Annotated in this window: 7 protein-coding genes; 1 reads left to right on the forward strand and 6 read right to left on the reverse strand. The window is 59.1% G+C overall.

Going from position 1 to position 12,576, the window contains the following annotated elements; all coding sequences use genetic code 11:
- Positions 1-97: 97 nt before the first annotated feature.
- From BSY239_RS17100 to BSY239_RS17110, 3 genes are read right to left on the reverse strand one after another with little or no spacing between them, the layout of a single operon-like run.
- Entirely contained in the window at positions 98-1,633 is a 1,536-nt protein-coding gene (locus BSY239_RS17100) for an aldehyde dehydrogenase family protein (RefSeq protein ID WP_083240040.1), read from the reverse strand.
- On the reverse strand, positions 1,634-3,463 hold the full coding sequence (locus BSY239_RS17105) for a thiamine pyrophosphate-binding protein (RefSeq protein ID WP_069047853.1): 1,830 nt from the start codon (positions 3,461-3,463) through the stop codon (positions 1,634-1,636).
- Positions 3,463-4,464: a Bug family tripartite tricarboxylate transporter substrate binding protein gene (locus BSY239_RS17110; protein WP_069047854.1), complete on the reverse strand. Its 1,002-nt coding sequence runs from the start codon at positions 4,462-4,464 to the stop codon at positions 3,463-3,465. The genes BSY239_RS17105 and BSY239_RS17110 overlap by 1 nt, the downstream gene beginning before the upstream one ends.
- Before the next feature lie 64 nt (positions 4,465-4,528).
- Between BSY239_RS17110 and BSY239_RS22205 the strand changes: the two genes are divergently transcribed.
- Positions 4,529-5,803, forward strand: a complete 1,275-nt coding sequence (locus tag BSY239_RS22205) for a citrate synthase (protein WP_156775523.1) — start codon at positions 4,529-4,531, stop codon at positions 5,801-5,803.
- Between the two features lie 556 nt (positions 5,804-6,359).
- Here BSY239_RS22205 and BSY239_RS17115 read toward each other — a convergent pair.
- From BSY239_RS17115 to BSY239_RS17125, 3 genes are all read right to left on the reverse strand, one after another.
- The gene (locus BSY239_RS17115) at positions 6,360-7,214 is read right to left on the reverse strand and encodes a restriction endonuclease (protein ID WP_069047855.1); all 855 of its coding nucleotides are present in this window, start codon (positions 7,212-7,214) and stop codon (positions 6,360-6,362) included.
- A 119-nt stretch (positions 7,215-7,333) separates the two neighbouring features.
- Entirely contained in the window at positions 7,334-7,765 is a 432-nt protein-coding gene (locus tag BSY239_RS17120) for an HU family DNA-binding protein (protein ID WP_069047856.1), read from the reverse strand.
- Between the two features lie 292 nt (positions 7,766-8,057).
- The gene (locus tag BSY239_RS17125) at positions 8,058-12,209 is read right to left on the reverse strand and encodes a PIN domain-containing protein (RefSeq protein WP_069047857.1); all 4,152 of its coding nucleotides are present in this window, start codon (positions 12,207-12,209) and stop codon (positions 8,058-8,060) included.
- Between the last annotated feature and the right edge of the window lie 367 nt (positions 12,210-12,576).

A 12,576-nucleotide genomic window follows, 5' to 3' on the forward strand; every position in this document is an offset into this window, starting at 1 on the left:
AAGTTACCCAGGATCGCATTTGATTAGTCGTCTAAGTATATTGCCGACCAACGCGTTTTGCAAGCACTTCGTGGACTTCTACCTGGATTGCATTGCTTCACAGGCGGCGTGGGTTGCGCAAAGACACGTTCACATTCTTGGTCTGTGAAAATTCATGCAGCTCCTGAAGACATTCCTCACGGCCGATGCCCGAGCTCTTGTACCCGCCGAAGGGCGCACCAGGAATATGAATGGAAGCATCATTGATCCAGATATACCCGGCCTGGATCCTCTTCGCCGCCCGGTGAGCCGTCACAAGATCCCGGGTCCAGATGGACGCGGTCAGGCCAAACTCGACACCATTGACGATCGCCATCATCTCGTCTTCGCGGCTCCACTTCATGGCGGAAAGCACGGGCCCGAAGATCTCTTCGCGCGCCACGGTGTGATGGGGCAGTACGTCGCAAAGGACGGTGGGCTCAATGAAATATCCACGCTCCAGATCGACCGGTCGCCCGCCCCCGTGCAGAACGCGCGCCCCTTCGCTGCGTCCCTTGGCAATGTAGAACAAGCTTTTCTCGTACTGCGCCTTATCGACCAGCGCGCCCATTGTTGTCTTCATGTGCGTTGCAATCCCAGGCTTGTGCCGCTTGGTGAGTTCGACCGACAGCGCCTCCAGAAATTTTTTGTAAACACTGTCATGGATGAGGAGCCTGCTCGTGGAGCCGCAGGATTGCCCACACCAGGTGAAGTTCATGCCACGCACCGCGCCGTACACAGCCTCTTCCAGGTCCGCGTCCGGATAGATCACCATGGCATTTTTGCCACCCAACTCCAAGAGGCAGTGTTTCATGGTGTCAGCAGAAGAGCGCAGGACGGCCTTCCCCGCCTGAACACTGCCAATCAGTCCAACGGCATCCACGTCAGCGTGCTGAGCGAGCGCCGCTCCCACCTCCCTTCCACCCACCACACAGTTCAACACGCCAGGGGGAAACACACCGTCCAGCAGTTCCATCAACCGCAGAGTCGAAAGCGGTGCTTGTTCGGGCGGTTTCAGCAGCACGGTATTGCCGGCTGCCAGTGGTGCTGCCATTTTCCCTGCGGCGAACATGAATGGGTGATTGAACGGAAAGATGCGAGCAACGACCCCAAGCGGCTCTCTCAATGTGTAGTTCAACGACTCATTGCCCGTGGGGATGGTCTCGCCCTTGTTTTCAAGTACCAGCCCAGCGAAGTATTCCAGCTGGGTCGCCGCAATCTCGGCGTCCATTTGCATGGCGTTCACGGGGTTTCCACAATCGGCGGCGTCCACTAGTGCAAGCTCGAGCGCATGAGATCGAATGATGTCTGCAGCTTTGCGCATCAACTTCCCACGGGTCAAAGGAGGGGTCTCTTCCCAAGCGGGAAAAGCCTTCCGTGCCGACGCAATAGCAAGCTCGACATCGCCAACTGACGCGACCGAGTAAGTACGAAGGTCCTCTTCGGTGCTGGGGTTGATGCTCGTGGCCACCGTGGAGCCACTTCCGTTCTGCCATTTCCCGTCCCAGTAATGACCGGTTTTGGTCGGCAGAGCGGCATCGACCAAACCCGTCAAGTCCTGCTTCTGCAGTTCTTGTGGGGCAAGGCGCTTCAAAGCGTCATCAAACTTGGTCATTTATTCATCTCCATGTGATCGCGTCATGCCCTGGGACATCGCGGGTGCGTACCCGGGAGCCACAATTGCCTCGACCACCACGGATGCTCCGGTCTTCAATGCCTGGATAGCCTGCGTCAAGACTTGTTCCAGTTCGCGCGCGCTCGTCACTGGACCAAACGCGGACAGCCCTTGAGCCCGCGCCATCATGGCGAGGTCGGGTGCGGGGTCGTCAATTCTTTGCCCGATCCACCGGTTCTCCACTGGCCGTTCGCGCTCTTTTGCAACCCGCTCCTGGTGAAGCTCGTCGTTGAAGAACGACCGGTTGTTTACCACCACGGCAAGCAGAGGAATTCTGGCGTGCGCTGCTGTCCAGAAAGCAGAGACGCCCATGAGGAAGTCGCCATCACCAATGATGCCTATCGGCAATCGATCGGTACCTTTTAAAGCCAGTGCACTGCCAACGATCATGCCCGGACCTGACCCAATACCACCGCCGCCGTCGTAACCCAAAAAGTCCAGAGGACTGTCAAGGTCCCACATCTCGCCCGACCAGCTGAGGGGAAGCCGGAGCAAGGAGACGCTCTCTCCTTGAGTGACACGCCTCAATATGGCAGCCACATCCTTGACCATCAAAGGGCCGTCTCCATCGGATGCAGAGGCAGCTGGCGGGTGAACACCCTCGGTCGCTGGCGCTGCGTCTTGGCCGAGCGTGGCAGCACCCTCCAACTCCTCCAGCAACAGCGGTACAACGGTGTCAGGTTCACAAGGAAAAAACACGTCTGCTGGTGGCAGAGCTTGGTGGTCCATGCTCCAACCGTTGTGAATGTGATGGTCGACAGAGATCTGTATGACTTGGCAGGCAGCATGCTCTTCGCCCCACGCCTGTTTCAAAGTACCCGCAAGATCAAGCCAATCCAGGCTCAACACAACATCGGCCGAACGGAGCACCTCTGCACTCGCAGGCGAAAGGAACATTCCAGAAGGCCCAGCGTGCAAGGGGTGCGCCGTTGGAAACGCCGCACCCAGTTTGAGATCCGTGATGACCCGAGCACCCAGTGCTTCTGCAAGCTGCACGCGCTCTTGCCATGCCCGCGTTGACCTGGAGACCCGCCCAGCCAGAATCACGACCCGCTTCGCTTCAGACAGGAGCCGAGTCGCCCGTTGAACAGATTGAGCTGTGGGTACCACGGGCGATGGAGGGGCATAGCGTGATGTTTCCGGCACGTCTGGCTTCCTGTTCAACCGCGACTCCTGCAATGCGGCGTCAAAGCAAACGTACACCGGACCACGGGGCGCCGTGTCGGCAATTTGGTATGCCCTTAACAAGGCCTCTTGTGCAGCGGGAACCGAAGCAGGTTGCGCATCCCATTTGACGAAATGTCGAACCAGAGCGCCTTGATCCGCAGCCGTGTGCAGCCAATCGATCCAAGGCCTCCTGCGCGCTGCATCCACTGGTCCAGTCGCACCCAGCACGATCACGGGCGTCCTGTCCGCCCATGCGTTGAAAATAGCCATGGAGCCGTGCATCAGGCCGACGTTGCTGTGCAAGATGGCGGCCAGTGGTTGCCCCGTCACTTTGGCATAGCCATGCGCAATGGCCACGGCGTGCTCCTCGTGCAGCACCAGAATCATCTGCGGGTCGGCGTTGCCAAGATGATTGACCAGACTGTCATGCAATCCACGAAAGCTTGCGCCCGGATTCAGCAGCACATACGGTATTCCCAAAGCGCGCACAACGTCGGCGATTGCATCGCTGCCCCAGACTACACCATTCGGTTTATGAGACACAGGTTCGTCCCTTCGCGGTCGGGAGTCGTTCACTTCAATATGTTCCTGCTTCACGTTCATTACTCCGCTTTGATGCCAGCAGTCTTGATGATCTTGGTCCAACGAACCAAGTCGTCGGCGGCACGCTGGCGCATTTGATCGGGCGTACTCGTCAACACCTCCAAGCCCTGTCCATTCAGACGTGTTACGACGTCGGGCATCGTCAGAATCTTGTGGACCGCTGCGTTGATCTGTCGAATGACCGGTGCTGGCGTGGCCGCTGGAGCACAGAGCCCTAGCCAAATCTCGCTCTCGTATCCAGGCACGCCAGACTCGTCAAGGGTTGGCACATCCGGCAGGCTGGGTTGACGCTTCTTGCTGGTCACTCCGATCGCCTTCAGCCGCCCGGATCGAATGTGAGGGATCAGTTGGTTGACGACTCCAACGGTCATCTCCAACTGACCTGCGACGACATCCGCCACTCCAGGTGCGGCACCTCGGTAAGGAATGTGCAACACCCTGGTGCCTGTCAGGGCCTTGAACATCTCGGCCGACAAATGCTGAGGGCTCCCATTTCCACTGGATGCGTAGCTCAACTGACCAGGTCGCTTCTTCAAATATGCGATGAGCTCCTGAGTGTTGTTCGCCGGGACGCTGGGGTGGACCACCAGGGCAAGCGCAGTCGTCCCCAGCAGAGAAATGGGCGCCAAGTCCTTTTGTGGATCGAATGGCATGCGATCAATCAAGGCTGGGTTCATCGAGTTGATGTTGATATTGGTCAACAACAGAGTGTGTCCGTCTGCTTCGGCACGCACCACATCGGACGCGCCAATATTCCCCGCTGCGCCTGGCTTGTTTTCAACGATCACCGGGTGAGGCCAAATCTCTTGAAGCTTTTGTGCAATGGCCCTCGCCATGACATCGTTCGTACCTCCAGGCGTGTAGGGCACGACGATGCGCACTTGCCTGGATGGAAAAGCTCCCGCCAAGACCGTTTGAGCCCGCGCGGAGATCGGGGCCAGGGCGGTGACGCCCGCAGCTTGCAGGACCGTTCGGCGACTTATCTTGTATTGAGCATCCATTTGCTTTGTCTCCTAAGTAAAAACGAAGAAGGCATGCTATCTTTGATGTTTAGATTGATCAATCTTGATTTTGAAATCAATGTTTATGCAACCGGAAAAAGACTATCTGAGCGCCGAGGAGGCGACCGAACTGCTGGGCATAAAAATGCAAACGCTATATGCGTATGTCAGCAGAGGAATGGTTCGAAGTTTTTCGGGCAAAGGCACCAGAGCCAAGCTGTACTCACGAGAAGATGTCCAGCGGATCCGCCTTCGAACGATGGCGCAAGCGGGACAAGTGGCGGTCGCTGCATCGGCAATGAATCTGGGCCCCCCCATCGTTCCGACGAGCATTACGGAGATAACGCCGCAGGGGCCCAGTTATCGTGGACAGCTCGCGACCGATCTCGCCCTGAAAGGCGCGACGTTCGAACAAGTTGCAGAGCTTCTATGGACAGGTCTTTGGCACGAGACCGATCTGCTGTGGAAGGCGTCGCCCATTACGCCGAGGGACAAAGCATTGTTGCGATCCATTCCCGCAGAGGATGCGCGCCACCAGCTGATCGAGATTCTTTCGCTGGTCGCCATGCAGCTTGCCATCGGCCGAGGTCCACTGAAAGATCGTTTGCGCTCTGGCCGTCCCCTCGATGCCGCGCGAGGAGTTGTCCACGGTCTCATTGGCTGCTTTGGGTTTTTAGGAGAAGGTGGCCGATATGAAGAGGCAAAAGGCGGACGCAGCGTCTCACACAGTCTGCTCGTGGCGATGAGCAAGCCGGTCAGCCAAGAAGATCGTCGACTGCTGGACGCAGTTCTGGTGCTACTCGCGGACCATGAGCTGTCCCCCGGAACCTTTGCGGCGCGAATTGCGGCCTCCGCCGGAACCTCTGTACACAGCTGCATAGCAGCAGCCATTGCTGCAAGCTCTGGCACGGAAATTGCGCAACGCTACGAGTGGCTGGACGAATTTCAAAAGTCTGCGAAAAGCACCCCAGCACTGATTTCCAAGGCCCGGAAAACTCTCACCTCGGGCCAACAGCTACCCGGCTTTAATCACCCGCTGTACCCAGCGGGTGATCCTAGAGCGACAGTGCTGATGGACTTGGTGAGGCAACGTTCTTCACGTCCATCGCCTGTCAAGCAGGTATTGGCTCTCGTGGACCACCTTCGCATGGAATACGGCATGCAGCCGAGACACGAACTTGCTGTCGTTCTGGCATGCAAATCTATGGGTCTTCCAGACGGCGCCCCCTCGGCACTATTCGTGCTGGCACGCACAGCTGGATGGGTGGCACATATTCTTGAGCAGCGGCTTTCAAACACGATGCTCCGTCCGAGAGCGAAATATTCGTCGAAAATTTGAATCCCACCGGGCACAAATGAACTCACCATACAGACGGTCCACTGAACTCTCTGAGAAATCCCCGCAACAGTAGTGCCTGGAAGGCAAACTCTTGCACGCAAGCCGCATGTCACTCAGGATGCGTTTCCGCGTACTTCGTGATGCCCTGCGCACCTCCCCCGGTGCGATCAGCAGAAACCGGTCCCTGTGGAGAACCCCAATCACTCGGTCGAATGTCTGGAGACGATGCTAGCGGCTACCGAAGCCGACGCCGTACTTCGCCAACTGCTCGGTGCACATCCCGGAGATCGCGCCACGTTGATCCCTTGCAGTGAAGCGGTGGCGTAGTTTGGCGGCACCATGCGAGTGCTCACGAAGTCTGTAAGCCGGCGCGCGTACTTCGGCCCGCTTTTTCGTGGTCGTAGCACTCGATCTGCATGACCCAACCCATTCCAATATGTCAGCTCAAGACTGTTGGCGGACGCTCAGGCTGGGAAGGCGAGCGACCGCATTCAGTCTCAAGCGGTCGACCGAAGTGCATGCTGGCCTCTATCGTGCTCCAGCTTATAGGCCGAGCTCAGATTGCTCGAACGCCCCGGCAGCTGGGAAACTGGCGGCATCCCCAAAACGACTTACCTGCATTGCTCCCTTGTTTGGCCTGTCGGACGACCATTTCCTTCTGACAGACTGGACAGGATGGAGCCGAATTTTTGGTGGAGGACACCGGTGACGTGGTGAAGTCTCCGCGGCCCTGTGGCTCCTCGCTATAACTCACCGCGATAACGGCCTTGCTCAGCTGCTCGCCATCGATTAGCTGGATCGGTTTGCCCACGGCGAAGTCCAAGGCTTCTTGGGTGAACCGGCCCGAGGTGACCACGAAACCGCCAGCAGCCCGTTCGGCCGTCATCACGCCGAAATGCTCTCTGACCACAGACACCCCGACCCGGTAAGTGCGCCACTGTTTGCACTGCACGATGTAGCGGGCACCGTTTCTGGTTGCATGGAGGTCGATGCCTCCATCGGCTCCACCGCCGCCGTTTTCCACTATCTGGTAGCCCATGCGACGCAAGGTCTCACCCACCAGGCGCTCAAACTGGGACCAAGACATGGCATTGAGTGAGGTCGCACCAGGCGACTTGGCAACCCTCTGCACCAGACTTGAAGCCTCGCGGCGCCCAACGATTCCCGACAGGGCTCCCAGCACGAAAACGAGCGGCACGAAATACTGTCCTACCAGCGCCAGGCCACGAAAGATTGAGCCCAACATCAAACTGGAAACTTGGCCAGGTGCCACAGTCTTGGGCATGGGCGCCGACGCAATCGAGTGCAGTACCAGATACGAGATTACGGCGCCCAACACAGAGACCCACCAAGGGATGCGAGCAAGAAGTTGAATGATTTCCTGGACAGATGTGCTCTTTCGTCTACTCACTTGGGCTCCCTCAAGATTGATTGTGGCCACTACGGCGGGGGACAAACGCTACCGGAGTGAAGTAACTAACAGAGCTGCTGATCTGGGCGCTCAGCTAGCCGCCCAGCGCCCGGGAGACCTTACAGGGAGGCGTCCTTGATCTTCTTCAGGGGGCGAACCTTCACGCGCACGGTGGCGGGTTTGGCTGCGAACTCGCGCTCAACCTTGGTGAAGGGGTCGATGCCGCGGCGCTTCTTCTTAGCGGGGATGGACTGTGCGGTGATCTTGAGCAGACCAGGCAGCGTGAACTCACCCAGGCCCTTCTTGTTCATGGAAGCCACGATCGTGGCTTCCAGCGCAGCCAGCACCGCTTTGGCGGCCTTCGGCTCGACACCGGCGACCTCTGCCAGATGAGCCTGGAGCTTGGTCTTGTTGAACGCCGTCTTGATCGGCTTCAGCGTCGCTGCGCTTGCAGCCGGCTTCTTGGCCACAGCGGACTTGGGTGCCGCGACTGTCTTTTTCGCGGCGGGTGCTGCCTTCTTCGCAGCGATGGTCTTCTTTGCAGTTGCCATAGATTTATCTACTTTCGATTGTTGAACATGCGCAAAGTGCGCCGCGCGATTGTAGAAACCATGCGCGCTCATACGAAGTTCGAGAGCTGCGGAGTGTGATCTCTGGCGATCTCTTAACTTCGCCCTGCACGACCAGCGCCCAGTTCCCAGTTCCCAGTTCCCAGGCGGAAGTTCGCACGCGAGGAAGCAGCTTCAGACTGGATGCACTCTTTCGACTAGGTGGGCCTGAGCGGCAACTTTCGTCACTGAAGCGACATCCAACTGCCAGCTCTCGCAGTCTCGAAGCGGACCGTCAGGCCGCTGCGCTTCGTGGCGGCTCCAGTTTAGTTGTCGCATCCTCAGCGCGTTCATCCGCTTCGTCGGCGAGGGGCAACATCACTGCCTGACTGCTGCCCAACGTGGTCGAACCACCTCCGGTTTGAAGGTCTTCTCCTCGCGCTGCTTCCACGTGCTGGATAGGTGGCTCCACCGGATCCCTCGCTTCCCCATCGAACGTGAGATGCGGAGGCTGCATGCACATCAACGCACGCAGTTTGATTGCTCGTCGACGCGGCGGCGAACTGGCGAGCCGTACGGCGGCCTCAACTGCCTCACCGAGGACCTTTGCGTAGACACGCATGCGTGCCTGCCTGTAGCCCTCGACACGAGAGTACGGTATGAAGGAACCATTGCTCTTGAGTGCCATATCGCTCGCAAAATCAAGCGCGACCTTCAAGAGTTCCTCCTGATTGCAGTGCGGATGGCGAAGGCTCGCTTCGACGATGTGACCCATGAGCTCCGCAAACGCCTTGAATTGAGTGGGGTGCCGCGCTTGCAGTTCGAGGAACTCGAACGCAACAGAAACTGCCGACACAAGCTCAGTGGAACTGGCAGCCAGGTAGTCCTTGAACCGCTGAATTCCCTCGGTTAGCGCGTAGCCTCCTTGCAAGCACATGAACACCAAGTCGTACGAGCCTAGTGAGACGAAGCTGCGATTCCGAAGAAACATCCGAACGACAGCGTAGGTGTATTGCTGATGCGTCAGCTTCCCTCGTTCTACGGCGTATCGGAGCACCTCCTGCGGCCACACCGACTTGAGCTTCGCCGATGCAAGGCCGAACTGGGCGAGTCGCCCGTCAACGGTGAACAGGATCGCGTTCTTCTCGGCAGTCAGTAGCAATGCAGCGAGTTCCTCGTCTTCGAGAACGTCCTGCGCTCGCTCCAGGTCTGCGGGAAGCTCTTCCGGGCCATAAGCAGGAGCCATCACACAGTGCTGTCGGACTGCGTCAACCATACTTTGAATGAATGCGGTCTGCCGCTCCCTGTCCTGGTTTGTGTACTCGACAAACCGCATCGTGCCGTTGTCATCAAACATCTGCCCGCCGGAGCGCTCGAGCTTCGCTTCTTCGAGTCGAGCTTCGAGAGCCTCGACGGCCTTCGTAGAGATGTAGACGCGAGGTAGCGCCGCCAGGGCGGCAAGGCAGGCAAGTGACGCCAGCTCGGCAACGGTCGCAGCGTCAACAACATACTCGGCGTCATGCCGTTGGAGCAGTTCGACAGCAGCCTCCCGTTGCTCCTTAGTGCCAGCACACACGAACAAGGGAGGTGCGTCAGCCGGCCACCCAGAGACCATGTCGACCACGCTTCGCCCTAGCAGCTTGCCCAGAATTCCCAGCGTGATGGGGCTGTCCGCGTAGCCTTGAAGCGCTCGCCGTGAGTGCTCGGACTGCCGCTTCAGCATGGCGTGCACGTGGCTGAAGTCGACGCCTTTGTCTGTCTTCGGGACAGGCACGGACATCACCGGCAGGTCCGAAGCAACCGGCGAGTTGACCCGTTCCTGCGCGATGCGAAGCAGCCGCCGGAAGGTACTTGTCACCCCTTCGACAACGAAGCGCTGTTCGGTTCCGAAGGGACCGGCCAGAGAGACTTGCTGGCCCACGGCCACGCCCAGTAGGCTGCGGGCTACGTCACCGGACGGAGCGACCATGCCTTCGCGGGCTGGGAGGTCCGGCAAACCCTCCGGGTCCAGCGAAAGAGTCACCGTCTCGCCAAATTCGTTCTTGAGCGTCACGGCTGCCCCAGGCTGAACTTCCGGCAGTTCCTCTTCCATGAACGGAAGCTCTTGAGGTCCGGCAACGATGGCGATGAAGTAGGCTGAGGCTGCATCTACATCGTCTAGGCTGCGACGAAACATGCCAAACAGCCGCAGCATGCCGGTCTCTTTGCGGCCGAAACGGAGTTCAAGTGACGCAACCTGCGCAAGAAGTCTTGGTGGCCCTGCCAAGTCGGCCGGAACCGACTCAAGCGCATGGTGGAATCGGGCCATCATGCGCATCTTGAGGTCGAGCGCGAGACGCAGCAGCCAGCCGCCGGCCTCCTGCGGCCGCCGCTCGCAATGCAGCTCAGCAAGGGGAACCAGAAACTCCCAGTCCGATGCCTGCTGTCCTAGGTCAATCGCGAGACTCAATGCTCGCTCGTCGCTTGTCCAGGTGACTGGAAACGACAAGACTAGTTCCTTCGCCTTGCGCAGTGCGCCCGTGCGCACATAGCAGCGAAGCAGCCGGTTGTGGAGCTCGGAGTGCTTGCCGCGTGGGGCGAGTAGCTCGTACTGACGGGCGGCAAACTCCAGCTTGTCCGTGGCAAAGAGCAGGTCCGCTAGCAACAGTCGCTCTGCCGGAGCAGTGTCCTTTGACACCAGGGTGCAGGCCTTCTCAATCGCCGCATCGGTTGCGACTTCGTCTTTACCCGCATGCAGTATCCGGGCGCCGCCAGATATGACGGCGAGGCTGTCTGAGTTCGCAACATCCGCTGCCTTGACCTCCGTCAGCGCTTGCTGCTTGCCGATGCCCGAGCGCCAAAGAGCGACCCACCGCATAGCGCGCAGCAGGTGCGGCACCTCTGCCTGCTGGTAGCCCTTTTGCGTCACCAACGCCTGCACGGCCTCGACCAGCTGAACGTCGCCCACACCAGAGGCATACTCCGCGACGAGAATCAACGCCTCTTCCTCGAGGTCGTCCAGCCACTCCCGACCAAGTTGGACCAACTCGTCTGAGCGGTCCAGTCGACGATAGGCTTCTAGTGCGACGCGTTTCAGACTAGGGGTCAGAACGCCGGCGTGTCGGGCTTCCTCGACAAGGGCCAGAGTCTCATCAGGCGCACCCAGCACAAGGTAGCTGTAGCCAAGGTGCACCATCGTGTCTTCGACTGAGCCCGGCGATTGCACCGCCCAAACGCGGTCTTTTCGCGGGGTGAGCGCCTCGACTGCCTGCCTGAGCGCGGCGATTGCTGCTTCGCCCACCAAACCATGTGCGACCTTTACGGGGTCGCAGGCAGCTGCCTCGAGTGCCAGCACCAGCGCCGTGTTCCTGACAAAGAACGCAGCGTTCGGCTTGGCCAATGCCTTGGCGCTCAGCTCGACGGCGCCAGCTAGGTCTCCTGCCTTCTTCCGCGCCCACGCAAGGAGCTGCAGCACATCGCAATCGTCGCGCATCGCGGCCGGTGCATCAGCGAGCGCCAGGGTGTGTCCCTTGACCATCCTGGCATTGGCATGGGCAATCCAGACGTGGATTGATGCGGGATACCTTGCGAGTGCCTCATCCCCTGCGGCCAGTGCCTCGTCGACCTTGTCAGTGAAGAGTAGGCCTCTGACTTTCGCCGCTGCGATTTTCTCGTCGTCGGGATACAGCTCGGAGGCGCGAAGGAAGTCAGGAGCGGCAGCAGCGCCGCTCTCTAGATGCCACGTGCAGACGCCCCGCTGCACGTACCAGCGTGCCTGCTGGTGAGCATCGAAAAGCGACATGTCGGCGCCGATACGCTGCAAGTCTTCAATGGCATCCTTGAACCTTGCGGCTCGAAGTACGTCGTTGATGGCGTCAAGTTGCGAAGTAAGGAACTTGTTGACAGAGTCGGTGCGGCCGCTGGGCAGACCCGTCAAAACTTCCAACTTGGAGTTGATGATGAGCAGGTTCGCCTCAATCCCTGCGTTCTGTTCATCCAAGCGGTGAAAGACAGCACCAGGTGCGTTTGGAGCGTAGTCGTTCTGGAGCTTCGAGCTGCCGCGAATGTGCCGGCAGAGGTCCTGCCAGAACTCAATCTTTACCGGATACTGCCCCTTAGCCACCCTGGCATCGGACAGGTCCTGCACTACCCGCAGGAGCACCGCATCACTCGCGGCAGTGGTAGCGACGATGAGGCGGACGATTGGGGTGTTCGCCTTGTCGGCTTCGGAGACCTCATGCTCTACGTGCTTGAGCTTCAGAGCACCGTCTGCGTACCTCTTGCACTGAACGCCAAGCCGGCCTTCTGGCGCATCGATGAACACATCGATGCCGCCCTGCTTCTGGCCCCGACGCCCGTTCGTCTGCGGCAATGGGTCATTGAAGACGGTCCCGTAGATTCGGGCGCACATGTCTTCGAAGGCCCCATCGTCGGTGGGTTTCGAAATCTCGAACTGCACGTTGTGCATCTTCCTCCCAACGGGTGTGAAAACGGATCCATCCAGGCCCTGTCAGCCAACGGCTAGTGGGAATCATACGTAGGCAAGTCGCCCGGACCCCTTGAGTTGTTGAAGGCTTCCACCGGGGACATTCCTCGAGTGTGTGACGGTTTGGCAGACTTGCCTGATGCGGTCTTTCGCCTGCGTCCGCTACTGGCTGAGTCATGTTTTTGGGGTGTATGTGGCGGACGGCAGCATTCGCTGCACAGTCGACCTCTGGCCATTAGACGACCGCTGCAGACTGGCTGCAGTCGTTCAATTTTCGAAGCCGGACGAACGTCAGGTCCGGAACCTGTCATTCGAGTTTTTGAATGCTTGGTAGCCTGCGGTGCTACCC

Origin of the sequence: Hydrogenophaga sp. RAC07 (genome assembly GCF_001713375.1) — a bacterium.
Classification (GTDB): domain Bacteria; phylum Pseudomonadota; class Gammaproteobacteria; order Burkholderiales; family Burkholderiaceae_C; genus Hydrogenophaga.